This is a genomic window from Corynebacterium sp. MSK073, assembly GCF_030232085.1.
Classification (GTDB): domain Bacteria; phylum Actinomycetota; class Actinomycetes; order Mycobacteriales; family Mycobacteriaceae; genus Corynebacterium.
Genome location: NZ_JASPIY010000002.1, coordinates 185,268 through 209,538, shown reverse-complemented (window position 1 = coordinate 209,538; position 24,271 = coordinate 185,268). Strand labels below are relative to the sequence as shown.

Sequence of the window (24,271 nt, the reverse complement as noted above, 5' to 3'; positions counted from 1 at the left end):
GTCTTGGGCTATGAGTGAGCGCGGCAATGACTTCGTAGTAGTGGCAAACCGCCTGCCGGTAGATTTAACTACCGCGGCCGATGGCAGTCAGGAGTGGACGCCCTCGCCTGGCGGTCTGGTCACCGCGCTCTCACCGGTGCTGGAAGCGCACCAGGGCTGCTGGGTGGGGTGGCCCGGCGTTGCCGATGCCGCGCCCGAGCCCTTCCGCACCGAGGCCGGGGTGTTATTGCACCCGGTCAGGCTTAGCGAGGCCGATTTTGAGGCCTTTTACGAAGGCTTTTCCAATGCCACGCTGTGGCCGCTCTACCACGATCTCATCGTCACCCCGACCTATGACCGCGACTGGTGGGATGCCTACCGCGAGGTCAACCTCCGCTTCGCGGACGAGGTAGCCCACGTGGCCGCAGAAGGCGCGACGGTCTGGGTGCAGGACTATCAGCTGCAATTATTACCGGGCATCCTGCGGCAAATGCGCCCCGATCTCACCATTGGGTTCTTCCTGCACATCCCGTTCCCCTCCCCCGATCTTTTCCGGCAGCTGCCTTGGCGGGAGGAAACGGTGCGCGGCATCTTGGGGGCAGACCTGATCGGCTTCCACTTGGAGGCCAATGCCCGCAATTTCTTGGAATTGGCCCGCCGCCAGGGCCTCGAGGTGCGTGGCGAGGCCACCACCCGCGATGTCACCGCCCATATCCGCCTCCCCGGTGGCCGCACCGTGGGCGTGGGCGCGTTCCCCATTTCCATCGCCGCGCAGGATTTCGGCCAGTTTAGCGACGAGGATAAACGCCGCGTGGCCCAATTGCGCAAGGATTTGGGCAGCCCCAAGCGCATCATTTTGGGCGTGGATCGCCTCGATTACACCAAGGGCATCCTACAGCGCCTGACCGCCTTCGAGGAGCTCCTAGAAACCGGCGCCTTGGATCCGGAAGAGGTCACCTTAGTGCAGCTGGCCACGCCCTCGCGTGAGCGCCTCGACCACTACAAGGCCACCCGCTCCCAGGTGGAAGAGGCCGTCGGCCGCATCAATGGCCGCTTTTCCCGCATGGGCCACCCCGTGGTGCACTACCAGCACCGCGGCGTGCCCAAGGACGTGCTGCGCTGCTACTACCGCATGGCCGATATCATGCTGGTCACGCCCTTTAAAGACGGCATGAACCTCGTGGCCAAGGAGTTCGTGGCCTGCCACGATGACGGTTCCGGTGCCCTGGTACTCTCGGAATTCGCCGGCGCCGCCGTGGAGCTGGATGAGGCCTACCTGTGCAACCCCTTCGATATCGAGTCCGTCAAACGCGCCTTGCTCAATGCCGTGCGCGCGCTTTCCGATGCCCCCTCCACCATGACCCAGCGCATGCTCACCATGCACAACCAGGTCATAAGCCACGATGTGCGGCTGTGGTCGCAGTCCTTTTTGGGCTGCCTGCGCGCCGTTCGGACCGAAACCGCCTCGCAAGCTCCCGACTCACTCGGAAAGGACTCCTAATGCCTCCTTCCCTCCCCCGCGTACGCACGGCCGGAGCGGCCGGTGCGGGTACACCCGCTGTGAACAAAGGCATCGGCAGGCATGCCGCAGCCGTGGCCACACTGGGTGCCGTCACGCTGCTTGCTGCCTGCGGTTCCGAGGACGATGCCCCACGGCCCGCGGGTGATGACCGGATTGTGGACAAACACTGGCAGGTCGTCTCCATCAATACTGCGCCGGACGCAGCATCCACCATCCCGGAATCGATTCCTCACGCGCCGGAATTTAGCTTCGGCGAATCCACCATGGTGGGCACCACCGGTTGCACCCGCCTTGCGGCCCGGCTGAGCTACACCGCCGATGATGAGCGCGAAAATATCCGCGATGGCAATAAGTTGCACTTCGATGAGGTTAAATACGACGACACCGATGAGGACTGCGAGGGCAGTTCCGTGTGGGCTGATAACCTGCTGCGCAACCTCATTACCTCGGATAATGATTTTATCTACACCGTAAATAGCAATAACCAGCTCATCTTGGAGCTCGATACCGATGAGGTAGATTCGCCCTCCATCAAGCTGGTCTCCGGCGCGTAGCATGGGATGCCATGACGCTTTCTACCACCATTAAGGCCTTGGCCGCGGCAGAAGAGCTCGCCGTGGTTTCTGATTTTGACGGTACGCTGGCCCCGATTGCCGCCGACATTTATGACGTGGAAATCAACGCCGATGCCGCCCGCGCCCTCAACCACTTGGCCCACCTGCCGCGCACCACGGCCGCGGTGCTGTCTGGGCGCCACCTCGAGGGTCTGCAGCGCGTGTGTCCCCTGCGCGAGCCCGTCCTCTTCGGTGGCTCCCACGGCGCCGAGTCCTCCTGGCAGCAGACCGAGCTCACCCCCGCCATGCGCGAGCACCTTGCGCGCAAGGAGGAAGAAATCCGCGGCATCATAGACCGCTTCCCCGGCGCGGAGCTCGAGGTCAAGCCCTTCCAACGCGTGCTGCACCTGCGCTCGCTCGAGCTGGACAGCCCGGAGCAGGGCGCGGCCGCCTATGAGGCGGGCCTGGCGCTCGATACCGCCGGTTTCCCGCGCACCGCCGGCAAGTCCGTCATCGAGTTTTCCGCCACCACCGCCACGAAGGGCACGTGGCTGGAGACCCTCCGCGAGCGCACCGTCGCCACCGCCATGGTCTTTCTAGGCGATGACGTCACCGATGAGCACGGCTTCCGTGCCCTCCACCAGCCGCCGGACGTGGGCGTCAAGGTGGGCGAGGGCGATTCCATCGCCGCCGTGCAGCTTGCCGATGTCGACGCCGTCGCCCACTTCCTCACCGAGCTCGCTACCGCCCGCGCGGCCGCGGTGCAATAACCGATTTCCCCGGCGCGAACCGCGTCTGCAGCACCCGCCGCGGCACCTCCTCCGCTCCTTCGGCGCCGACCTTCGCGCTGCCTGCACCGGCAGAATCACTTGTCGCGCTAGCGATGAGCTTTTCCAGCATGTGCCCGGCCGCGGCCCCCTTGGCCTTATTGGGCTGGATGACGGTAGCCAGGTCGAGGCGCTGCGCCGCATCGATGCCGTCAAAGCCGGTCACGGATAGGTCTTCTGGCACACTCAGCCCGCGCTCGCGGGCATAAGCCAGCACTCCGAGCGCCATGGAGTCGGTCGTGCACAGCACGGCCGTTAGCTCCGGATGGGCGTCGAGCAAGAGCTCGGCGGCGGCACGGGTGGTATGGGCATCGTTAATGTGCTGCGTGACCACAGGCACGGATTCGGGCGCGATGCCCGCCTCGGCGAAGACGTCGAGCGCGCCCATCACCCGCGAGCGCTGCACGTGCATCTCCGCGTCCTGGACTTCCTGCCAGGAAATCGGGCCGTCGTGGCGCTGCAGGCGCAGGCGGATGGCGAGGATGCCGATGCGGCGATGCCCGGCATCGATAAGCGCACGTGCCGCCGGGGCAATCGCCGCGCGATCATCAATGCCCACGAACGGCAGGCCTGCGTCCGTGGGCTGATCGCAGACCACCAGCGGCAGGCCCCGGCCCCGCGCGGCCGCGAGGTAGGCATCGCCCGCGGCGACCGAATAGACCACGAAGCCATCGACCGCAGCCGAACCCACCAGGCTGGTCGCCTCCGCCTCGCCTTCTGGGCCGGCGGGAATCAGCGTCAGCGTAGTCTGCGCGCCTGCCGATGCCTCCGCCATGCCCGCCAAGAAATCCACCGACGCCATGTCCTCGAAGGCGTAGGACAGGTGCTCGGTCAGCAGCACGCCTACCGACCCAGCGCGGCGGGTGCGCAGGCTGCGCGCCGTGGGATCAGGCCCCGGGTAACCGCGCGCCTTGGCGGCGGCCAAAATGCGCTCCCGCGTTGCCGGGGAGAGCTGGTCAGGGCGGCTATAGGCATTGGATACGGTTGTGCGCGAAACCCCCAACTCCGCGGCGAGGGAGGCCAGTGTCTTCCGGGTGGGGCTGCGTTTAACCATGCCTGTTACCTTACCCTGCGCCCTGGCGCCGGATTTTCAATGCATGTTCAATTGACAATGATTGCCAGCAAACGCACACTGGAGGGTATGCACACGTCACTACGCGCAACAACAGCCCTACTCGCAGCAAGTGGCCTCCTATTTACCGCCGCATGCTCTACAGATTCCGATTCTGGATCCGGAACCGACTCTGGTTCCGGCGACTCCGGTGATAAGAAGATTTCCATCGTCGCCTCTACCTCCATCTGGGCCGATGTTGCCCAGGCCGTGGCCGATACCGCCTCCGGCGTCGACATCGAGGTCGAGCCCATCGTGGAGGGCAATGACACCGACCCCCACCACTTCGAGCCCACCGCGGCCGATGTAGCCAAGGCCAACGACGCCGACATGCTCGTGGTCAACGGCGGCGGCTACGACGCCTGGATCTACCAGGCCGTCTCCGATCAGGACAACATCATTTCCGCCCTGCCGCTGACGGACCACGGCAAGCTGGACGAGGACCCCGATGTCATGACCATCGATGCCGCGAAGGCCACCGCCAAGGATGACCCGGACAAGGTCACTAATATCGAGGGCAACGAGCACATCTGGTACGACCCCGCCGCCCTGGAGGAGGTCGCCGGATCCATCGCGGACCAGATCAACGAGAAGTACTCCGACGCCGGCGCCACCACCGAGAAGATCGACTCCCACGTGGACCAGCTGCGCGATAAGCTCAAGGAGCTTCCCGATGGCCTGAATTACGCCCAAACCGAGCCCATCGCCGATTACCTCATGAAGTACACCGACGGCAAGGACGTCACCCCCGAGGGCTACCGCAAGGCCACCATCTCCGAGGGCGAGCCCGCTACTGCCGATGTCGCCGCCTTCATCAAGGCCATCGACGATGGCGAGGTCGATCTCCTCATCTTCAACCCCCAGACCGAAACCGATACCGCCGGCCGCATCAAGTCCGCCGCAGAGGACAACGACGTCGATATCGTAGAAATCGGCGAAACCCCACCGGATGGCAAGAAGTTCTGGGAATACTACGACGAAGTCACGAGCAAGCTGGGGAAGCACTAGTGCTCGTTGAATTCCATGAGGCCGCAGTAGACCCGCTGTGGTCGCAGCTTAATCTCGCCGTGGACCGCGGCGAGTTTATCGCCGTTTTAGGCCCCAATGGCGTGGGCAAGTCCACCCTGCTGGGCACCATCCTCGGCACCCGCACGCTGACCAGCGGCCGCGTCGACGTCAACTGCCGGGTCGGGTTCATCCCCCAGCAGCGCATGTTCCCCGCTGACCTTCCCCTGCGCGCCCGCGACCTCGTTTCGCTCTCCGTGGCGCACGGGGTATTCCGCCACCGGCACCCACCCCGTGGACGGGTGGACGAGCTTTTGGAAGAGGTGGGGGCCACGGGGCTGCGGGACCGGCGCGTCGGCCTGCTATCCGGCGGCCAGCAACAACTCATCCGCCAGGCCCAAGCCCTGGCCAATGACCCGGACCTTATTCTTGCCGATGAGCCCCTCCTCTCCCTCGACCCTGCCCGGCAAAATGCCACGGTTAACAAGCTGAACTCGCTGCGCCGCGAGCGCGGTACCTCCATCGTCTTTGTCACCCACGGGATCAACCCCGTGCTCGGGGTGACGGATAAGGTCCTCTACATCGCGCCCAATGGCCACACCTTCGGCCCGGTCGATGAGGTCATGCGCTCCGAGGTCCTCTCGGAGCTCTACGGTTCCAAGGTCAATGTCTTAAACGTCGACGGGAGGCTCATCGTTGTCTAATTACTGGGAAGATACCCAATACCTGCTCAGCGTGGACTTCGTGCAGTCCTCGCTCATCGCCTCCGCGCTGCTGGGCATCCTGTCTGGCGTGATGACCTCGCTCATCGTGCTGCGCCAGATGTCTTTTTCCGTCCACGCCACCTCTGAGCTGGCGCTTATGGGTGCCTCCGCGGCACTCCTCTTCGGCCTCAACCTGGGCTTCGGCGCGGTCGCTGGCGCCATCGTCGCCGCTATCATCCTGGCCATGCTGGGCTTTAAGGGCCAGCAAGACAGCGCCATCGGCGTGGTCATGAGCTTTGGCCTGGGCCTCTCGGTGCTGTTCTTGCACCTCTACCCCGGCAATTCCAATACCGCGATGACGCTTTTGACCGGCCAAATCGTCGGCGTTTCCTCCGCCTCGGTGTGGCTGCTGGCCGCCACCACGGTCATCATCGTGGCCACCGTCGGCTTCCTCTGGCGGCCCATGCTCTTTGCCTCCGCCGATCCTGATATGGCCCGCGCCGCCGGCGTTCCCACCCGCGCCATCTCCGTCGCCTTCGCCGTCCTCGTCGGCCTCGCCGCAGCGCAGTCGGTGCAAATCGTCGGCTCGCTGCTCGTCATGGCGCTGCTTATCACCCCCGGCGCGGCGGCGGTACAGATCACCTCCTCGCCCCTGCGCGCGGTGCTGTGGTCCACCATCTTCGCCGAGGTCTCCGCCGTGGGCGGTTTCATCCTCTCCCTCGCCCCCGGCCTGCCGGTTTCCGTCTTCGTGACCACCATTTCCTTTGTGATCTACCTGGTGTGCCGGTTCATCGGCTGGCGGCAAGGCAAGCACGCCATCCGCGATGAGGTCGCGGCCAAGCATTTCCACGCCGATAACCGCGCCGCCGCAGAGGCCCACCACGCCGACTAAACTCGGCGGGCATGCATATTCATCGCCGCACCGCGGATGTGGCTGGCCACACCCGCCGCTTCATCGTCATCGAGCCCGAGAACCTCGGGCCCCAGCCGGATCTGCTGCTGTTTTTCCACGGCTCCCACCAATCCGCCAACGTCATCCGCCGCTTTACCAACGGCACGGTGGACGCGCTTGCCGATGCCACCCATACCCTCATCGTCTACCCCGACGGCATCGACCACCACTTCAACGACACCCGCGCCAACCTGCCGGTCCGCGCCCGCGAGCTCGGGGTGGATGACGTTGCCTTTAGCACCTTCCTCATCGAGACTATGCAGCGCGAGTACTCCACCGCGCGCACCTTCGCCGCGGGCTATTCCAATGGCGGGCAGATGGTGCTGCGCCTGCTTTACGATGCCCCCTTTACCCTCACCCGCGCCTGCGTCTTCGCCTCCACGCTGGGCGAAGGTTCCAATCACGCACCCACCCACCCCGATGGCTACCGGCCTACCCCGCTGCTGTTTATCCACGGCACCGAAGATCCGATTGCGCCCTATGATGGCGGGCTTGCCGGCATCGATGGGCAGCAAACCCGCGGGTGCGTGATTTCTGCCCCCGCCACCGCGGAGCACTTCGCGCTGGCCAATGGCTGCCGCCCGCCCCGCGAAACCCAGCCCATCCCCGGGATAACCTCCACCTACTACGACGGCGACTACCCCGTGGAGCTCTGGACCATGGAGGGCCTCGGGCACGTGATTCCCTCTAGCAAAGAAACGCCAGCGAGCATAGGACCAAATACGGATTCCTTCAATGCTGTGGATAAAGTCCGCGAATTTTTCGGCTTAGGTGACGCTTAAGGGTAGTTGTCCACAGGGAGGTGGGGCATCGGCTAGCGCGGGCTTGCGGGGCTTCTTAGTCTCTGGGGCATGAACGCGCTGCAGACATTTCTCAAGGGCCTGGCACCCGGCATGGATATCATCGCCGACTGCCACGGCCTCTCGCTGCACGCGCTGATTGCGGCCGGGTGCCCCGATACCACCGCCACCCGACTGCTCACGCTTGCCGATACCTACTTCGGCACCACCGCCTTCCGCCGCCAGCAGCGCGAATCCATCGCCGCCAGCCGCGCCAACGGGCACAGCCTCACGGCCCTGCTCACCATCGAGCGCCACGCCGCCAAGCTGAAGAAGAAGCGCGATGCTTGGGCTCTGCGGCGCGAATTGTGCGGGATGAAGGGGAAGGTCTCGGATATTGATAAGCGGGGCCGCGCCCGCGTCAAGGAACTCAAGGGTCCCGTGAAACGCCAGCCCGGCGTGAAGATTTATCGCCGCGCCGACGGCCCCTGGACCATGTCCATTACCGGCCCGTCCGCCGATATCGCCGATATGCACGCCGCGATTAATAAAGATGCCCCGCTTGCTTCTGTGCAGAATATCTTCCACGGCGAGGCCGCCGCCCGCCCCAGCGTGACGACCAATGTCGTGCTTCGTCTCGACGAGCTCGACCGCCTCGTCGATTTCGGCTCCGGCTCCCCCGCCGGTTCAAGCTCCAAGCCTGGCTCTAGCACTAGGCCTCAGCCTGGCTCGAGCTCCAACGCCCGAGCCGGCTCATCATCCGGCACAAACTCGAACCCCAGCGCCGGTTCCGCCTCCAACGCTACAGCGGGCCCTGGACTTGGCTCTGGCGCAGACCAAGGTGCTGACTCTACCCATGGTTCTGACTCTGACGGCGATATCGTGGTCCAGCTGACCAATGGCGCCACGATGACCGGCGCTGAGCTGGTGCGACGGGTATTTACTGAGCACGGCTACGTCACGCTCATCCACCCAGTGGAAGGTCCAGTCAACCTCTACCGCACCTCGCGCTTTGCTTCTGCAAAGCAACGCCTGATGGCAGCGGCCGAAAACCCGGTCTGCCCATGGCCGGAGTGCCGCTACCCCGCCGATGAATGCCAGGTTCACCACCTCAATGCCTGGAAAAATGGCGGCGAAACTAACCCGGGAAACTTGACCATCGCCTGTCCGTACCACAATGGCGTGAACGACGATGATCCCAATGCCCCGCCCCTGCGCGGGCACTTAGCCCGGGTCGACGGAACCATCCGGTGGCTGCCACCCTGGGCAGATAATGGTTAACTGTTGTGTGCCACAACGATTCGCACTGAGAAGGTTGTGCCTCGCAAAGACCCAGCGCGCCTTTGACACTAGCTGCACCGACAACCGCACCGGCGGCTGGGGAGGCGATTCTGTGCGCTCGACTTTGCCAGCACCGAACGTGGATGGCGCTTATCCGTCGCGGCGAGCTGGCGCAGCGGAAATGGGTTATTTTTCGGCGGCGCGGCGTTGGCGCGCGAACTCGGATAGCACCGAACCCGCAGCGACGGAGGCGTTGAGGGACTCAACCCACCCGGTCATGGGGATGGACATGAGGACGTCGCAGGTTTCGCTGACCAAGCGCGAAATGCCTTTTCCCTCGGAACCGATGACGATGACGACGGGATCCGTGCCGCCTTCATAGGTATCCAGCGTGTGATCGCCGCCGGCATCAAGGCCGACGACCTGGTAGCCGTTTTTCTGGAATTCCTTCACGGTGCGGGTGATATTCGTTGCACGGGCGACCGGCAAGCGGGCAGCGGTGCCGGCCGAGGTGCGCCACGCCACCGCGGTGACAGAAGCCGAACGTCGCTCTGGAATGATCACGCCATCGCCGCCGAAAGCGGCCACGGAACGGATAACGGCGCCCAGGTTGCGCGGATCGGTGATGTTATCCAGGATGACGAACATGCCAGGGCGCGGGTTCTCGGCGGCGTTGGCAATCAAATCCTCCACCGCGGCGTACTTATACGGCGGGATCTGCAAGCCGATGCCCTGGTGCATGCCATTTCCCGTCATGCGGTCCATCTCGTGGCGCTGGACCTCGATGATGGGGATATTGCGGGTATTGCACATGGACACGGCCTCAGAAAGCCGCTTATCGTTGCGCGTTCCGGCAGCGATGTAGAGCGTGGTGGCCGGCACCTTGGCGTGCAAACACTCGATGACCGGGTTGCGGCCCACCACCATCTCTGCGGTTTCTTTCTGGTGGCGCCCAGAGTTGCGGCGCTCGCGCTCCAGCTTCGCCTTGTGCTTGGCGTGGTAGACGCGGTCCTCGGCCTTCGGGGTGGGTCCCTTGCCTTCTAGGCCCTTGCGGCGCTGCCCGCCGGAGCCTTTGGTAGCGCCCTTCTTATTCGTCTTGCGGATGCCCGCGCCACCGCGGCCATGGGTTCGTGCCATCGTTTCAGTCCTTTCGAGGAAACCGTTCAATAACCAGCGAAAATAACAGCGGAAAGCTGTCTAGCGCTGGGTCAACGACCACGTGGGGCCGTCTGGGGTATCGGTAATGGTGATGCCGGCGGCGGTGAGGCGGTCACGCACGGCATCGGCAGTAGCGAAGTCTTTTTCCGCGCGGGCCTGCGTGCGCCGTTCCAGTTCTGCCTGGACCAGCGCATCGAGCGCCGCGTCTGCTCCGCTAGCTTCGCCTCCATCTTCCCACTCCAGCGGGTCAAATCCAAGTACGTGCGCCATCCCGCGCACCTGAGCGGCCTTCGCGCGGGCGGCGTCCTCGTCCCCGGCGGCCAGGTCCTTATTGCCCGCGCGCACGGTGGTGTGGATAGCGGCCAAAGCCTTGGGCACGGCGATATCGTCGTTCATGGCGTCCTCGAAGTCCGGCGTCCAGTCGCCGCGCTCGACGCCTGCAAAGCGCTTGACGAAACCCTCAATACGCCGGTAGCCCGCCGCCGCCTCCGTCAGGGCGGATTCGGAGTATTCCAGCACGGAGCGGTAATGCGCAGAACCCAGGTAGTAGCGCAGCTCTACCGGGCGCACGAGCTCCAGCATGTTCGAGATGGAAAGCACGTTGCCGAGCGATTTCGACATCTTCTCGCCGGCCATGGTCACCCAGTGGTTGTGCATCCAGTAATTGGCGAACTTATCGCCTGCCGCGTGCGATTGCGCGATCTCGTTTTCGTGGTGCGGGAATTGCAGGTCCAAACCGCCGCAGTGGATATCGAAATTGGAGCCCAGGTAGTACGTCGACATGGCGGAGCACTCGAGGTGCCAGCCCGGGCGGCCGCGACCCCACGGGGTGGGCCAGCTCGGCTCGCCCGGCTTGGCGGCCTTCCACAGGGCGAAGTCGAGCGGGCTGCGCTTGCCCGCGTTGTCTGACTCGCCCTGTTCCATCTCCTCGACGCGGTTGCCAGACAGCGCACCGTAGTCGGATCCCTCCGCCTTGGTCCAGGCCTCGACGTCAAAGTACACGGATCCGGCCGCGCCATCGGTCTGCGGGGTGGCCTCGGCGTCTTGGGCGGGAACGGGGTAGGCAAAGCCGGCATCGATAAGCCGCTGCATGTACTCGACCATCTGGGTGACAAACCCCGTCGCGCGCGGCTCCACGGACGGCGGGAGCACGCCGAGCAGGTTATAGGCCTTGGTGAACTCGCGCTCGTAGGTGGACACCCACTCCCACCAGGGGCGATTATTCTCGGCGGCCTTGGTGAGGATCTTGTCATCGATATCGGTGACATTGCGAACGAGCGCGACGTCATAGCCTTGCGCGAGCAGCCAGCGGCGCAGGATATCGAAAGCCACGCCGGAGCGCAGGTGCCCGATATGCGGCTGCGCCTGCGGAGTGGCGCCACACAAGTAGATGGAGGCGTGGCCGGGGCGGATCGGCTCGAAGTCGCGTTGGCTGCGGGTGGCTGTGTCAAAAATGCGCAAAGTACTCACGCCCCCAGTCTAAATCACCCGTGCGCGGGGTTAGTGTTGGCGCCGCCAGACAACGGCCGTTGCCACCGCCGCGCGGCCCTCTTTGCGGCCAGTAAAGCCCAAATGGTCGGTCGTGGTGGCGGAAATGGACACATCAGCGCCGAGGATTTCCGAAAGCACGGCCTCGGCTTCCTCGCGGCGCGGGCCCATCTTCGGCGTCTGGCCAATGAGCTGGGCGGCGGCATTGCCGATGATAAAACCTTCCGCTTCCAGCAGCTCACGGCACTCGCGCAGGAGCTGGGCGCCGGACACACCGTCGTATTCGGGCCGGCCCACCCCCACGAAAGAGCCGAGATCGCCGAGGTGGGAGGCGGAGAGGAGGGCATCGACAAGCGCGTGGGCTACGACGTCGCCGTCGGAGTGGCCTTCGCAGCCGGGGGTGTCATCGAAAAGCAGCCCGGCAATCCAACAGGGCTTGCCGGCTTCGATCTGGTGGGCGTCGGTCGCGATGCCGACGCGGGGAATGATGGGCTCAGTCATGCTGCTCCTCTGCAAGGGCGTGGGCCAGGGTCAGGTCCGTGGGGGTGGTGATTTTGAAGGCGAGGATATCGCCCGGCACGGTCTCCACGCGCTGGCCGTGCCATTCCACCAGGCTGGCATCGTCCGTGGCGGTGAAATCCGGCTGCTCGCGCCAATAATCCAGGTTGGCCTGGCGCAGCGCGGCGAGGCGGAAACCCTGCGGGGTCTGCACGGCGCGCAGGCGGGCGCGATCGGGGGTGCCAACCACGGCGTTACCGGCGACTTCTTTGATGGTATCGGTCACGGGAACCACGGGAATGACGGCGGGCGCGCCGGCAAGAACGCGCCGCGCCACGCGCTCGACCATCGCGGTGGGCGTAAGCGCGCGGGCGGCATCGTGGATGATCACCACGGCATCCTCGTCCGGAATGGCCTGCAGCCCGGCCCAAATCGAATCGGCGCGCTCGCCTCGCCCATGCACCAGGCGCACCGGGATATCTGCGCCCACGCGCTTGACGATGCCCCCAGCTTCCCCCTCCATGGCCGGGCTCACCACCGCGATGACCTCGTCCACGAGGCCGGAGTTGGCCATGGTGCGCACGGATCGCTCCAGGAGGGTGCGGCCGCGAAGTTCGACGTAGGCCTTGGGCACCTCCGCGCCGAGGCGGGTGCCTTGCCCGGCCGCGGCGATTAAGGCGATAACGCGGGGTTTAGTCTTCGTCGTCGAAGGAGAGGTCATCGAGATCGATGTCGTTGTCGATATCGGTGGTGATGGACTGGTCATCGACTAGACCTGCGGCGCGGTGGCGCTCGATGGTGGCGTCGATTTCTTCCATCATGGTATCGGCCTTTTTGTCATCGACCGGCTGCGCCAGCGCCAGCTCGCCCACCAAGATGGTGCGGGCCTTGCCCAGCATGCGCTTCTCGCCGGCGGACAGGCCGCGGTCCTGATCGCGGCGCCACAGATCGCGCACCACCTCTGCGACCTTGTTGATATCGCCGGAGGCCAGGCGCTCCTGGTTGGCCTTGTAGCGGCGGGACCAGTTGCCGGCCTCTTCCACGTCCTCATCGCGCAGCACGGAGAAAACCTTTTCTAGGCCCTCCTTGCCCACGACATCGCGCACGCCGACGTTATCCGCATTCTTCTTGGGCACGCGGACGACGAGATCGGATTGGTTAATGTGCAGCACGAGGTATTCCAGCTCTTCGCCGCCCATTTCGCGAGTTTCGATATCCTCGATGACCGCCGCGCCGTGGTGCGGGTAGACGACGACCTCGCCGACCTTATATTCCATTGCCACTCCTTATAATCCCGTGAATATGCCGATGACTAAGGCCGCCATTTTATCACGCGCGACATGCCTACCACCGGATGCCCCCGATTACCCCCACGGACTACCCGCTAGGTTAGCGAGAAACTGTGTACTTTATATCGAAAGGGACTAGGCTAAAGATTTGATAAGTCCTGAGATCGCAATTGATGGAGGATGCTCAACGTGCAGTCCCTGAAGTCCGCCGCCCGCCGCGGTGCCATTATTTCCGTTACCGCCGTCTCCGCTTTGGCGCTGGCTTCTTGCTCGGCAGGCCACATCGCCCAGACCGCAGAGAAGGTAGCTGCGGTTGATGGTGCTTCTGCCAGCACCAATGACGATAAGATTGCCGTCCGCGATGTCACCATCCTGACAGAGCCTGACGGTGGCGCCGCATTGAAGTTCAACGCCGTCAACCAGGGCTATGAAACCGATGTCATCACTTTGAAGTCCGTGAAGGTCGATGGCCAGACCGTCGAGATGAAGCAGACCCAGCCGCTTAAGCGCGATCACTCCATCGTGGCGGACTCCCAGAAGAACCTGGACGCAACCCCGGATCACGATTCCGAGACCGTGCAGTACGTGGCCACCCACCTGGATAACGATGACTTTGGCTACGCCGGCCACCGCCCGGTGACCTTCGAGTTCTCCAACGGCACCATCGAGATCGACGCCACCGTCGCCGCCTCCCAGATGGAGTCCGGTAAGTACGACCGCGACGTGGAATCCCCAGAGGGCTACACCACCGACGCGAACACCGGTAACTCGCACCACTAATAGCCACCGCACGCGCGCCCTACTTTGCGGAGTACGGGCGCGTTCGTCGTTTTTGCCGCCACGTTCTAGGCTCTACACCATGGCCAAAAAATCTCGCCCCATCCACACCTGCTCCGAATGCGGTTATGTCTCCCCCAAGTGGCTCGGGCGCTGCCCGGATTGCGGTTCGTGGGGCACGATGGAGGAAAAGGCGCCGGTGGTGGCGGGGGCATCGGCAAGCGGGGGGCATGCGAGCGTGGCGCCTGCGAGCCCGGTGCAGCCCATCACGCAGGTGGGCGCGCAGGCGACGAAGACGGTGCGCACGGGCATCGGCGAGCTCGACCGCGTGCTGGGCTCCGGCATCGTGCCGGGCTCGGTGGTACTCATGGCCGGCGAGCCCGGCGTGGGCAAATCCACGCTGCTTCTCGAGGTCGCCTCCCGGTGGGCGCAGCTCGGCCGCACCGTCCTCTACGCCACCGCCGAGGAATCCGCCGGCCAGGTCCGCGCCCGCGCCGAGCGCACCGGGGCGCTGCAGGAATCGCTGTACCTCGCGGCCGAATCCAACCTGGACGCCGTCTTTGGGCACGTCGATGCCGTCAAGCCCGGCCTCATCATCGTGGACTCCGTGCAGACCATGCATGCAGTGGGGGTGGAAGGCGTGCCCGGCGGCGTCGCGCAATCGCGCGCCGTGACCGCGGCGCTGACGTCGCTGGCGAAATCCACCGGCATCCCCGTGCTGCTGGTGGGGCACGTGACCAAGGACGGAAACGTGGCGGGACCGCGGGTTTTGGAGCATCTTGTCGATGTCGTCTTAAACTTCGAGGGCAACCGCCAGTCCAGCTTGCGCATGCTGCGCGGGATGAAAAATCGCTTCGGCGCGACCGACGAGGTGGGCTGTTTCGAGCAAACCGCCGGGGGTATTAGGGAGGTCGCGGACCCGTCGGGGCTCTTCCTTTCCCACCGGGGCACGACGCCGGATGGCTCCGCGGTGACCGTCGCCATGGACGGTGTGCGGCCCATCCTCGCCGAGGTCCAAGCGCTGACCGTGGACCCCGTGGCGAAAAATCCGCGGCGCGTGGTCACCGGACTCGATGCCAACCGCGTGCCCATGGTGCTGGCCGTATTGCAGGCGCACGCCGGACAGCGCACAAACGATAAGGATGCGTATGTAGCCACGGTGGGCGGCATGCGGATTACCGAAACCGCAACCGACCTCGCGGTGGCGCTGGCCACGTGGTCCTCGCTGCACGAGCAGCCGCTGCCTGCGAAGACCGTGGTCATCGGCGAGGTGGGCCTGGCAGGCGAGCTGCGGCCGGTGCCCAATGTTGAGCGGCGCCTGCAGGAGGCGGCGCGGCTGGGATACAAGCGGGCGATTGTCCCGCGCGGGGAAATCAACCCCGTGGACGGCATGCAGGTGCGCCAAGTTGCAACGCTTGGCGAGGCCCTCGCCGCGGTCCAGCCGTAGACCAACCGTAACCGCTGGCCGGTTCTAACCCGGCCGGTTCTAGCCTGGCTGGCGACGAGGAGCCGGGTGCTCCAGCGGCGCGAACTTCCGTGCGGTCTGCTCCCGCGCGACCTGCTTCCGCCCGGGCTGGCTCTGCGCGGACTGCTTCCACGCGACCTGCTCCCGCGCGGGCTATTTCCGCCCGAGCTGGTTCTGCCCGAGCTGCTTCCGAGCGGCCGACTGCAAGGAGGCCGCGCGCTTAGCGGAGGGTGAAGTCCTGCGGCGGGGAGGAATTATCGCCAATGACCGTGTGGGCGAAGTAAGCACCCGGCTCGGCGGTCGGGCGGTCGGTGCACTTGCCCGGTTCGGACGCCTGGCGGGACCATTCGGCCTCGAATTTCAGCTCCTTGCCCGCAGGGAAGGTCTGCTCTCCGGTCTGTACGGAGGCGTAGCAATCGGTATCGGACCACACGCGCTGGTTATCGGCCATCTTGTAGACCTCGAAGCGCAGCGAGTTCTCATCTAGATCGATCGTGCAATCCGCGGCGGTGGGGTTGGTCACGGTCATAAAGAACTTCGGCAGCTCGCCGTCCGGCACGGAGTAGTTGAGCATGGAAGTGCGCACCTCCAAATCCTCAAGCGAGCAGGTATCCTTCGCGGCGTGCACGGACTCCTCGGGCTCCTTGCTTTCCGATGCCCCATCCCCTGCTTCCTCCGCCTCGGACTCAGATTCAGAGGCAGACTCGGATTCGGATTCGCCCGTCGAATCCGCGGACGTGGTTTCAGATTCGCTGGTGGATTCCGAAGACGTGGTCGCCGCCGAAGACTCTGAGGACGCGGCAACGGAATCATCGCTATCGCCGCCGAAGGCGGCCACCGCCGCCCAGATCAGCACCACGGCCAGGACGATCACGATGATAAGCGCGGCGACCCGGCGGCGCTTATAGATCTCTTCTGGAAGGGGCTTATTCTGGTTCACGCACTCAATTTTAAGTGGTAGACGCGCCTGGATCCGCTAAGAGGGCTCCGCGTGTCAACTCAACGCCGTAAGAGTGCAACGGCTCCACGCGCGAGTCCTCGAGGAGGTAGCGGGCGCCGACGATGCCGAAGGAGCCATCGTCAAGCTGCTTGCGCACGTTGGGGATGCTGGCCACTACCTGGGTGACGGTTTGGAGGGTGTGTTGGCGCTCGACATCGGCAAGCGTGGCATCAGGCCCCGCAGTCCAGGCGGACGTCGCGACCTTCTCGATGATGGGCCGCTGCAGGCCGATGGGCAGCTCGCCGCCGCTGACAAAATCCACCGCGGCCGCCACCGCACCGCAGGACTGGTGACCCAAGACCACCAGCAGGTTGGGGTGCAGGTGGTCGAGCGCATAATCCAAGGAAGCCAGCACGGAGGCGTCGAGGATGTGGCCGGCGGTGCGGATGACGAAGGCATCGCCAAAGCCGATATTGAAGATGTGCTCGATGGGCGCGCGGGAATCCGAGCAAGCCAGGACCACCACGCGGGGATCCTGGCCCTTGGTGAGCCCTTCGCGCTCATAAATCTTGTTGAGATCCATGATGGTGCCGTCGATGACGCGCTGGTTTCCGGCCTGGAGGGCCTCCCAGACGGCCTGCGGATTATGGGCAACGTTACTTAATGGCATGAAGTATATTTTAATGCCCTAGACTGTCCTGCGAGATGGATACGCACGCACTTCTTTCCTGGTTTGACGCCAATGAACGCGATTTACCCTGGCGGCGCCCCGGTACCTCCGCCTGGGGAGTGCTGCTTTCCGAGGTCATGAGCCAGCAAACCCCCGTCGCGCGCGTCGCCCCCGTGTGGGAGGAGTGGATGCGGCGCTGGCCCACCCCCGCGGACTTCGCCCAAGCCTCCCGCGCCGAGGTGTTGCGCGCGTGGGGCAAGCTCGGCTACCCGCGGCGCGCGCTGCGGCTCTGGGAGTGCGCGGGGGTAATGGACGAGGTTCCGGCGGACGTGGATGAGCTGCTGGCGCTGCCTGGAATTGGCGACTATACCGCCCGCGCCGTGGCGTGCTTTCACTTTGGCCAGAACGTGCCGGTGGTCGATACCAACGTGCGCCGTGTCTATGCCCGCGCCGAAGACGGGAATTTCCTCGCTCCGTCGCCCTCCAAGCGCGAGCTCGCCGCTGTGGCCGCGCTGTTGCCCGAGCGCAATGGGCCGCGTTTTTCCGCCGCGCTCATGGAGCTCGGCGCGCTGGTGTGTACTGCGAAAAATCCCGATTGTAAGCGCTGCCCCCTGCGCGCGACCTGCGCCTGGCAGCTCGCCGGATGCCCCGAACCTTCCGCCGCGGAACAAACGCGCGCCAAAAAGCGCGTGCAGAAATTTGCCGGGACCGATAGGCAGGTGCGCGGCAAAATCCTAGACGTGCTGCGCGCCGCCGATCACCCAGTGCCGCAGTCCGCGATCGACGTAGTCTGGCCCGATGCCGCGCAGCGTTCCCGCGCGCTGGCTTCGCTGCTTGACGATGGCCTCGCCGAGCAAAACCCCGCCGGCCTCTTCCATCTGCCGGACTAACTGGCCGCCGGGCCTGCCAGCGTTTAGGCGCAGCGACTCGCTAACGCCAGCGACCGCGGAAGTTGAGTCCGCCCGGTAGGTTGACCCACATGCCGCCGCGGGAATTAAAGGTCACCGGCCCAATCTTCGTGGACATGGAGGCACCGGATCCGGAGATGTTAATCCAGCTATTCTTGCCGGTCTTTTTGCGCGAACGATACTGAAGTCCCATAACCGGTCATTCTAGCAATACCCCCGTGCACGACGCTGCGCCACAGAACCAGCGGGCCGCTGTACCGCCATACCGCTGGACAGAGGCATTCGCCCGCCCCGGCTGGTGAGCAAGCTGACCATGGGTGGGCGCATACGAAAACCACCCAGGGTTCGCGGTGGAACCGTGGGTGGTTTATGCAGGCCCGCACGGGGGCGGGGCTTAGCCGATTAGTTACATCGGCTGGCCAGCGCCTGCCGGTGGCGGGTTCTTGCCATCGTCGTCGGAGTTGCCGAGGCCCGGCTTTTCCGAAGGCACATCCGGGGAAATGACATCTGGCTCGCCGTTGGTGTCGATGCCATCATTGCTGGAACCGGAACCGCCGTCCTTCGGGCCACCATCCTTCGGATCGTCGCCCTCTGGGCCGCCGTTACCATCGCCGTTGTCGCCATCGGAATCGGAATCGGAATTATCCGAAGCGGAACCGTCGGCGGCCTCGTCGGAGGGGTTGTTGTCGCGCACGGAGGCATCGGCAAGCGAGGGCTCATCGATGTCATCCGGCAGCGGCTTCGGGCGCGGGGTGAAGGTGAAGGTAGCGCCGGAGTCGTCCTTGGACTCGCCGTCCCAGCCTTCGACGTCGACCGAGATGATCTCGCCGGCGCCAATCTCGCCGAAGAGAATCTTCTCCGAGAGCTGGTCCTCGATATCGCGCTGAATGGTGCGACGCAACGGGCGGGCACCAAGAACCGGGTCGAAGCCGCGCTGGGCCAAGAGGTTCTGGGCTTTATCGGTGAGCTCGATGCCCATATCGCGCTCTTCCAGCTGGGTACCCACGCGGTCAATGAGCAGGTTAACCATCTGCACGATCTGCTCGCGGGTGAGCTGGTGGAAGACCACGACGTCATCGATACGGTTCAGGAACTCGGGGCGGAAGTGCTTCTTCAGCTCGTCGTTAACCTTCGCCTTCATGCGCTCGTACTGGGCGTCCGAATCGTTCTCGCTGGCGCCGGTAAAGCCCAAGCCCACCGGCTTCGAGATGTCCTGGGTACCCAGGTTCGAGGTGAAGATGAGGACGGTGTTCTTGAAGTCGACGACGCGACCCTGGCCATCGGTAAGCCGGCCATCTTCCAGCACCTGCAGCAAGGTGTTGTAGATCTCCTTGTGGGCCTTTTCGATCTCATCAAAAAGCACCACGGAGAACGGCTTGCGGCGAACCTTCTCGGTCAGCTGGCCGCCCTCTTCGTAGCCAACGTATCCCGGAGGGGCACCGAAGAGGCGGGAGGCGGTGAAGCGGTCGTGGAACTCACCCATATCGATCTGGATGAGGTCATCATCCGAACCGAAGAGGAAGTTAGCCAGCGACTTCGACAGCTCGGTCTTACCCACACCGGACGGGCCGGCGAAGATGAAGGAACCGGACGGACGGCGCGGATCCTTGAGGCCTGCACGGGTGCGGCGGATGGCGCGGGAGACGGACTTGACCGCCTCGTCCTGGCCAATGATGCGCTTGTGCAGCTCTTCTTCCATGTTGAGCAGGCGGGAAGATTCCTTCTCCGTCAGCTTCAGCACGGGGATGCCGGTCCAGTGCGCCAGAACCTCAGCGATTTGGTCCTCGCCCACCTCGGCGATTTCCTCCAGGTCACCGGAGCGCCACTGCTTTTCCTTCTCGGAGCGCTCCTCACCCAGCTTGCGCTCGTCATCGCGCAAGCCGGCGGCCTTTTCGAAGTCCTGGGCATCGATAGCCGCTTCCTTTTCCCGGCGAACCTCGGCAATGCGGTCATCGACCTCGCGCAGGCCCTTCGGGGCGGTCATGCGCTTGATGCGCATGCGGGCACCGGCCTCATCGAGGAGGTCGACGGCCTTGTCCGGCAAGAAGCGGTCATTGATGTAGCGGTCCGCCAGCTGCGCGGCGGCGTGCAGCGCCTCATCGGTGTAGGACACGCGGTGGTGCGCCTCGTACTTATCGCGCAGGCCCTTCAGGATGAGGAAGGTGTCATCCAGCGAAGGTTCATCGACCTGCACCGGCTGGAAACGACGCTCCAGCGCGGCATCCTTTTCGATGTGCTTGCGGTACTCATCCAGGGTGGTAGCACCGATTGTCTGCAGCTCGCCGCGGGCCAGCTTGGGTTTTAGCAGCGAAGCGGCGTCGATGGCACCTTCGGCAGCACCGGCACCGACGAGGGTGTGGATCTCATCGATGAACAAGATGATGTCGCCGCGCTGGTTAATTTCCTTAAGAACCTTCTTCAGGCGTTCCTCAAAGTCACCGCGGTAGCGGGAACCGGCAACCAAAGAACCCAGGTCAAGCGAGTACAGCTGCTTGTCCTTGAGAGTTTCTGGGACCTTGCCGTTAACAATGTCCAGCGCCAAGCCCTCAACCACTGCGGTCTTACCAACGCCAGGCTCACCGATGAGCACTGGGTTGTTCTTGGTGCGGCGCGAGAGCACCTGCATGATGCGCTCAACCTCGGACTCGCGGCCCACGACGGGGTCTAGCTTGCCGTCCTTGGCTGCCTGGGTGAGGTTGCGGCCAAACTGGTCTAGCACGAGCGAGTTGGAGCGCTCGCCCGAGCCGCCGGAACCACCGCGCCCGCCGGCACCGGCACCGGAGCCTGCGCCCGCACCGATGGGGCCTGGGCCCTGGTTCGAGTCGCCGCCGCCTTCTTGCTGGCCGCCTTCGTAGCCAGACAGCAATTGGATAACCTGCTGGCGCACGCGCGGCAGATCAGCACCCAGCTTCGTCAGCACCTGTGCGGCAACGCCGTCACCCTCACGGATAAGTCCGAGCAGGAGGAACTCCGTGCCGATGTACTTGTGCCCCATCTGCAGGCCTTCGCGCAAGGACAGCTCGAGGACCTTCTTGGCGCGCGGGGTAAAAGGAATGTGGCCGGTGTGCGGCTGGCTACCCTGGCCGATGATCTCCTCTACCTCACGGCGCACGTCCTCCAAGGAAATGCCCATGGACTCTAAAGCCTTGGCAGCTACACCTTCTCCTTCGTGGATAAGGCCGAGCAGGATGTGCTCGGTTCCGATGTAGTTGTGGTTAAGCATGCGTGCTTCTTCTTGCGCCAAGACGATGACGCGACGAGCACGGTCTGTAAACCTCTCGAACATGACTCCCCTAAAATTTCGCTTCTAATGTGGTACCCACTGTAACGCCGCACGCCCCAAAGGATTTCCTGTTTTTGGCCCCCAGCGCCCTCTACACGGCCCAAACTGCCCATACTCGCAGCTCACATGGGTGTACGCCGGTAGCGAACAGGCCCCATTTGGCCTAGAATCTTCTTCATTCTCCCTGTCGTTCCATAGATGCAAAGGACTAAACCAACCGTGCCACACCTTCCCGAATTCTTTGCTTCCCTGCACAACTTGCACGAAAAGGCAGTGCTGGATGAGGCGCCTAATTCCACCCTTTTTGCCGTGGAGGATGGCTCCACTAACGAGGAACTTACGGTGGAGATTTTCGCTCCGGGGACTACGGGCATAGTCAAGGCCTCCACCGCCTTGCACGGCCTGCACCACCCTGCGCTTGCCGGCTTGGTGGGCTCCGGAACGACTGCGGATGGCCAGGAGTTTTTGGTCCGCAAGGGCTGCTCAGGCACAGCCTTGCCCGCGCTTGCCGATGCCCCCACCACTCACCGCGCCCAAGAAATCCTCACCCCCGTGGCCGGCGCGGTGGATTTCCTGATTAGCCGCAACCACCCGGATTTCGCCGTCCATGGGCTTCACGCCGAGCGCGTTTTCGTGGATGAGGACAAGGAGGTCGCTGTCCTCGCCGCCGCGGGTCCAGGTGGTGCCAGCACGGCGGAGGAATCGGCGGAGGAAACCGCCGAGAAAACTCCAGAAAAGGCCGAGAGCGTGACCGGCGCCGATGCCGTCCGCGCCTTCCAAAAACTCGTTGCCGCCACGTGCCCTTCCTTTACGCCGGACAAAGATTACTCGAGCGCCAAAGAGGTGGTGGCAGCGCTGCGCCCCGAGCGCGATCTCGATACTTCGCAGTTCCCGCCGGTGCAGGCCGAAGAGCCCGAGTCCCAGCCGCAACAACAGTTCCCACCGCAACCGCAGCAGCAGTTCCCGCCGCAGAACCAGGCGGGCCCCCAGTATCAGCCGCAGTATCAACAGCAATACCAGCAACAGCCGGTACCACCGATGAATGCGGCCCCGCCAAAGAAGAAGGGCAAGGGCGGGCTCATCGCGCTCATTTCTGTTTTGGCCGTCATCGCAGTGGCTGCGGCGGGAGCGTTGTGGTATTTCCTGTCCTACCCCAGCTGGGATGACAAGGAAAAGAACCTAGCGAATGCTTATCCGAGCCTGATTGGCTCGCGCAGCGGCCAAGACGGCGCGCTCGGCGCGGAGTGTTCCTCCCGCGCCCCAGAGGATGGTCAAGAAGCGAAGATCACCTGCTCGGGAGACGGTTTCGACTACACCGCCGCCTACTACCCCAGCGTGGAAGAACGCGATGCCGTCCTCCCAGACGCTGACCCAGTAGAGCTGTCTAACGATAGGTGCACCATCCAAAGCTACGAGGCCTCAACGGATCCGCAGACCTACGTCATGGCCGTAGAGGGTACTCAGTCCATCTTCATGGTGTGGGGCGACGATGCCGAAGCCGCGCGGCTAAAGCTGCCGCTGTGTGCGCAGTAGGCGTCGCAAGATAACCGGCGGCGGGATGGCCCGGAACGCCCGCGCGGAGGCCACTCCGTCGGCGCGTCGGGCGACGTGCAGCTTCCCGGCACGGGGACTAGTCTTCGGCGGGCACGCGTTTGAGCAGGGGCGCTAGCACGAGCACGAAAAGCGAGAGCACGCCGGCGAAAAGGAAGGCCCAGTGCGCGCCTTGGGCGGTGGCGGCGGCCTCGCTCATCCCCTCGGCTTGGCCGGATTTGGTGCCGCTGGTCAAAAAGGCCACGAGGAAGGCGGTACCCGCCGCGCCGGCGAGTTGCTGCAGCGTATTTAGAATGGCAGAGCCGTGGGAGTAGAGGTCATCGGGAAGCGAGGACAGCGAGACCGTCATCAGCGGGGTCATCATGAGCGCGATGCCCACGGCGAACAGGATATGCATGCCGATGACCATCCACACCTCGCTGTTTTCTGTCAGCAGGGTCATCAGCCAGATGCCGGTAGAAAACATGACTGCGCCGGGAATCAACAGCGGCCGAGGTCCAAGGGCGTCATAAATCCGTCCCACAATCGGGGAAATCCCGCCCTGCAAAAGGCCGCCGGGCATCACCACGAGGCCGGTGACCAGCGAGGATACCGCTAGCGAGGTCTGTAGATAAATGGGCAGGATATTCACCGTGCCCAGCAGCAGGGCGAACATGAGCAGCATGGCGATGACCGCGAGGGTGAAATTGCGGACTTTAAACGGGCGCAGGTCCAAAAGCGCGCGGTTTACCTTAGCCAGCCGGAGTTGGCGCACGGTAAAGGTAATGAGGGTGAGGACGCCGAGGAGGAGCACGAGGGCATCGGCAAGCGAGCCGCCCTCCACCATCTTCTCGATGGACGATAGGCCATAAATGAGCCCGCCGAAGGCCAGGGCGGATAAGAATACCGACGGGATATCGAGCGGGGTATCCCTGCGCTCGCCCACGTTGACCAGGCGGAAGTAGCCGGCGATGCAAATGGCGGCGATGAGCGGGACCATGGTCCAGAAGATGACGTGCCAGGTCGCCATGCTCAAAATGAACCCGCCGACGGTGGGGCCCAGGGCCGGCGCCACGGAGATGACCACGGTGATAATGCCCATGACGGTGCCGCGGCGTTGCGGTGGAACGAGCGTCATGGCCACGGTCATAAGGGTAGGAATCATCAGCGCGGTACCGGCGGCCTGCAGCACGCGGCCGGCAAGCAGCAACCCAAAGGCCGGGGCGAGGGCCGCCAGCACCGTGCCCGTGAGGAAAACGCCGGTGGAGGCGCCAAAAATCTGCCGGGTGGTGAATTTATCCATCAGGAACCCGGTGGTGGGAATGACCACACCCATGGTGAGCAAGAAGCCGGTCAGCAGCCACTGCGCGGAGGTCGCCGGGATGGAGAAATCCGCCATGATGGTGGGCAGCGCCACCGAAAGGGCGGTTTCATTCAAAATCATCACCATCGCGGAGAGCACCAAGATGGTGAGGTTGACTATGACCTCTGCGGAGATTTTCGGAGCGGGATTCTGAGACACCAAATCAGGATACTGACTTGGCTAAACCT

General features: G+C 64.1%; 23 protein-coding genes. 12 read left to right on the top strand and 11 right to left on the bottom strand.

Annotation, left to right across the window (positions count from 1 at the left end; genetic code table 11):
• The first annotated feature begins 10 nt into the window (after positions 1-10).
• Genes QP970_RS02200 through otsB form a run of 3 tightly spaced genes read left to right on the top strand, consistent with a single transcriptional unit; the run spans position 11 to position 2,825 of the window.
• Positions 11-1,480, top strand: coding sequence for an alpha,alpha-trehalose-phosphate synthase (UDP-forming) (locus tag QP970_RS02200; RefSeq protein ID WP_023023882.1), 1,470 nt, complete (start codon positions 11-13; stop codon positions 1,478-1,480).
• On the top strand, positions 1,480-2,055 hold the full coding sequence (locus QP970_RS02195; protein WP_284869474.1) for an META domain-containing protein: 576 nt from the start codon (positions 1,480-1,482) through the stop codon (positions 2,053-2,055). The genes QP970_RS02200 and QP970_RS02195 overlap by 1 nt, the downstream gene beginning before the upstream one ends.
• 11 nt (positions 2,056-2,066) lie before the next feature.
• The gene (gene otsB, locus QP970_RS02190) at positions 2,067-2,825 is read left to right on the top strand and encodes a trehalose-phosphatase (RefSeq protein WP_023023885.1); all 759 of its coding nucleotides are present in this window, start codon (positions 2,067-2,069) and stop codon (positions 2,823-2,825) included.
• Here otsB and QP970_RS02185 read toward each other — a convergent pair.
• Positions 2,797-3,936, bottom strand: coding sequence for a LacI family DNA-binding transcriptional regulator (locus QP970_RS02185; RefSeq protein ID WP_284869472.1), 1,140 nt, complete (start codon positions 3,934-3,936; stop codon positions 2,797-2,799). The genes otsB and QP970_RS02185 overlap by 29 nt on opposite strands.
• A gap of 39 nt (positions 3,937-3,975) precedes the next feature.
• On the opposite strand from QP970_RS02185, the gene QP970_RS02180 reads away from it, so the two are divergent.
• From QP970_RS02180 to QP970_RS02160, 5 genes are all read left to right on the top strand, one after another.
• Complete coding sequence (locus QP970_RS02180) at positions 3,976-5,001, top strand: metal ABC transporter solute-binding protein, Zn/Mn family (RefSeq protein ID WP_502870058.1); 1,026 nt, start codon at positions 3,976-3,978, stop codon at positions 4,999-5,001.
• Complete coding sequence (locus tag QP970_RS02175) at positions 5,001-5,702, top strand: metal ABC transporter ATP-binding protein (protein ID WP_284869469.1); 702 nt, start codon at positions 5,001-5,003, stop codon at positions 5,700-5,702. The genes QP970_RS02180 and QP970_RS02175 overlap by 1 nt, the downstream gene beginning before the upstream one ends.
• On the top strand, positions 5,695-6,594 hold the full coding sequence (locus tag QP970_RS02170; protein ID WP_284869468.1) for a metal ABC transporter permease: 900 nt from the start codon (positions 5,695-5,697) through the stop codon (positions 6,592-6,594). The genes QP970_RS02175 and QP970_RS02170 overlap by 8 nt, the downstream gene beginning before the upstream one ends.
• Positions 6,595-6,605: 11 nt before the next feature.
• Positions 6,606-7,436, top strand: a complete 831-nt coding sequence (locus tag QP970_RS02165; protein ID WP_284869467.1) for a CE1 family esterase — start codon at positions 6,606-6,608, stop codon at positions 7,434-7,436.
• A 69-nt stretch (positions 7,437-7,505) separates the two neighbouring features.
• Complete coding sequence (locus QP970_RS02160; RefSeq protein ID WP_284869466.1) at positions 7,506-8,714, top strand: HNH endonuclease signature motif containing protein; 1,209 nt, start codon at positions 7,506-7,508, stop codon at positions 8,712-8,714.
• A gap of 186 nt (positions 8,715-8,900) precedes the next feature.
• Here the strand turns inward: QP970_RS02160 and rlmB are convergent, their stop codons facing one another.
• The 5 genes from rlmB to QP970_RS02135 are packed head-to-tail and all read right to left on the bottom strand — an operon-like array spanning position 8,901 to position 13,135.
• Entirely contained in the window at positions 8,901-9,851 is a 951-nt protein-coding gene (rlmB, locus tag QP970_RS02155) for a 23S rRNA (guanosine(2251)-2'-O)-methyltransferase RlmB (RefSeq protein ID WP_237792359.1), read from the bottom strand.
• A 60-nt stretch (positions 9,852-9,911) separates the two neighbouring features.
• Positions 9,912-11,342: a cysteine--tRNA ligase gene (gene cysS / locus QP970_RS02150; RefSeq protein WP_023023900.1), complete on the bottom strand. Its 1,431-nt coding sequence runs from the start codon at positions 11,340-11,342 to the stop codon at positions 9,912-9,914.
• 30 nt (positions 11,343-11,372) lie between these two features.
• A complete protein-coding gene (gene ispF, locus QP970_RS02145; protein WP_023023902.1) occupies positions 11,373-11,861 on the bottom strand; it encodes a 2-C-methyl-D-erythritol 2,4-cyclodiphosphate synthase in 489 nt (162 codons plus the stop codon).
• Positions 11,854-12,579 carry a 2-C-methyl-D-erythritol 4-phosphate cytidylyltransferase gene (gene ispD, locus QP970_RS02140; protein WP_284869464.1) on the bottom strand — a complete coding sequence of 242 codons (726 nt, stop codon included), beginning with the start codon at positions 12,577-12,579 and terminating at the stop codon, positions 11,854-11,856. Before ispD ends, ispF begins: the two co-directional genes overlap by 8 nt.
• Positions 12,551-13,135 carry a CarD family transcriptional regulator gene (locus QP970_RS02135; RefSeq protein WP_005279544.1) on the bottom strand — a complete coding sequence of 195 codons (585 nt, stop codon included), beginning with the start codon at positions 13,133-13,135 and terminating at the stop codon, positions 12,551-12,553. The genes ispD and QP970_RS02135 overlap by 29 nt, the downstream gene beginning before the upstream one ends.
• A 192-nt stretch (positions 13,136-13,327) precedes the next feature.
• Here QP970_RS02135 and QP970_RS02130 point away from each other — a divergent pair, with 192 nt between their 5' ends.
• Positions 13,328-13,927, top strand: coding sequence for a hypothetical protein (locus QP970_RS02130; protein WP_284869462.1), 600 nt, complete (start codon positions 13,328-13,330; stop codon positions 13,925-13,927).
• Between the two features lie 79 nt (positions 13,928-14,006).
• The gene (gene radA, locus QP970_RS02125) at positions 14,007-15,371 is read left to right on the top strand and encodes a DNA repair protein RadA (protein WP_284869460.1); all 1,365 of its coding nucleotides are present in this window, start codon (positions 14,007-14,009) and stop codon (positions 15,369-15,371) included.
• 238 nt (positions 15,372-15,609) lie between these two features.
• On the opposite strand, the gene QP970_RS02120 is transcribed toward radA, so the two are convergent.
• Positions 15,610-16,329 carry a hypothetical protein gene (locus QP970_RS02120; RefSeq protein WP_284869459.1) on the bottom strand — a complete coding sequence of 240 codons (720 nt, stop codon included), beginning with the start codon at positions 16,327-16,329 and terminating at the stop codon, positions 15,610-15,612.
• A gap of 10 nt (positions 16,330-16,339) precedes the next feature.
• Entirely contained in the window at positions 16,340-16,999 is a 660-nt protein-coding gene (locus QP970_RS02115; protein WP_284869457.1) for a carbonic anhydrase, read from the bottom strand.
• Between the two features lie 35 nt (positions 17,000-17,034).
• On the opposite strand from QP970_RS02115, the gene QP970_RS02110 reads away from it, so the two are divergent.
• A complete protein-coding gene (locus QP970_RS02110; RefSeq protein ID WP_239268414.1) occupies positions 17,035-17,889 on the top strand; it encodes an HhH-GPD family protein in 855 nt (284 codons plus the stop codon).
• Between the two features lie 40 nt (positions 17,890-17,929).
• Here the strand turns inward: QP970_RS02110 and QP970_RS02105 are convergent, their stop codons facing one another.
• Positions 17,930-18,100, bottom strand: coding sequence for a DUF4236 domain-containing protein (locus QP970_RS02105; RefSeq protein ID WP_081443674.1), 171 nt, complete (start codon positions 18,098-18,100; stop codon positions 17,930-17,932).
• Between the two features lie 213 nt (positions 18,101-18,313).
• Positions 18,314-21,193 (bottom strand): ATP-dependent Clp protease ATP-binding subunit, encoded by a 2,880-nt coding sequence (locus tag QP970_RS02100; protein WP_284869456.1) that lies wholly within the window; start codon positions 21,191-21,193, stop codon positions 18,314-18,316.
• 216 nt (positions 21,194-21,409) lie between these two features.
• On the opposite strand from QP970_RS02100, the gene QP970_RS02095 reads away from it, so the two are divergent.
• Positions 21,410-22,723, top strand: coding sequence for a hypothetical protein (locus QP970_RS02095; RefSeq protein WP_023023918.1), 1,314 nt, complete (start codon positions 21,410-21,412; stop codon positions 22,721-22,723).
• 97 nt (positions 22,724-22,820) lie between these two features.
• On the opposite strand, the gene QP970_RS02090 is transcribed toward QP970_RS02095, so the two are convergent.
• On the bottom strand, positions 22,821-24,242 hold the full coding sequence (locus QP970_RS02090; protein WP_023023920.1) for an MDR family MFS transporter: 1,422 nt from the start codon (positions 24,240-24,242) through the stop codon (positions 22,821-22,823).
• Between the last annotated feature and the right edge of the window lie 29 nt (positions 24,243-24,271).

Bases quoted from the DNA above. Each gene is read 5' to 3' on its own strand.
- QP970_RS02200 (WP_023023882.1), top strand. From the start codon at position 11: ATGAGTGAGCGCGGCAATGACTTCGTAGTAGTGGCAAACCGCCTGCCG.
- QP970_RS02195 (WP_284869474.1), top strand. From the start codon at position 1,480: ATGCCTCCTTCCCTCCCCCGCGTACGCACGGCCGGAGCGGCCGGTGCG.
- otsB (WP_023023885.1), top strand. From the start codon at position 2,067: ATGACGCTTTCTACCACCATTAAGGCCTTGGCCGCGGCAGAAGAGCTC.
- QP970_RS02185 (WP_284869472.1), bottom strand. From the start codon at position 3,936: ATGGTTAAACGCAGCCCCACCCGGAAGACACTGGCCTCCCTCGCCGCG.
- QP970_RS02180 (WP_502870058.1), top strand. From the start codon at position 3,976: ATGCATGTTCAATTGACAATGATTGCCAGCAAACGCACACTGGAGGGT.
- QP970_RS02165 (WP_284869467.1), top strand. From the start codon at position 6,606: ATGCATATTCATCGCCGCACCGCGGATGTGGCTGGCCACACCCGCCGC.
- QP970_RS02160 (WP_284869466.1), top strand. From the start codon at position 7,506: ATGAACGCGCTGCAGACATTTCTCAAGGGCCTGGCACCCGGCATGGAT.
- rlmB (WP_237792359.1), bottom strand. From the start codon at position 9,851: ATGGCACGAACCCATGGCCGCGGTGGCGCGGGCATCCGCAAGACGAAT.
- ispF (WP_023023902.1), bottom strand. From the start codon at position 11,861: ATGACTGAGCCCATCATTCCCCGCGTCGGCATCGCGACCGACGCCCAC.
- ispD (WP_284869464.1), bottom strand. From the start codon at position 12,579: ATGACCTCTCCTTCGACGACGAAGACTAAACCCCGCGTTATCGCCTTA.
- QP970_RS02135 (WP_005279544.1), bottom strand. From the start codon at position 13,135: ATGGAATATAAGGTCGGCGAGGTCGTCGTCTACCCGCACCACGGCGCG.
- QP970_RS02130 (WP_284869462.1), top strand. From the start codon at position 13,328: ATGCTCAACGTGCAGTCCCTGAAGTCCGCCGCCCGCCGCGGTGCCATT.
- radA (WP_284869460.1), top strand. From the start codon at position 14,007: ATGGCCAAAAAATCTCGCCCCATCCACACCTGCTCCGAATGCGGTTAT.
- QP970_RS02115 (WP_284869457.1), bottom strand. From the start codon at position 16,999: ATGCCATTAAGTAACGTTGCCCATAATCCGCAGGCCGTCTGGGAGGCC.
- QP970_RS02110 (WP_239268414.1), top strand. From the start codon at position 17,035: ATGGATACGCACGCACTTCTTTCCTGGTTTGACGCCAATGAACGCGAT.
- QP970_RS02105 (WP_081443674.1), bottom strand. From the start codon at position 18,100: ATGGGACTTCAGTATCGTTCGCGCAAAAAGACCGGCAAGAATAGCTGG.
- QP970_RS02100 (WP_284869456.1), bottom strand. From the start codon at position 21,193: ATGTTCGAGAGGTTTACAGACCGTGCTCGTCGCGTCATCGTCTTGGCG.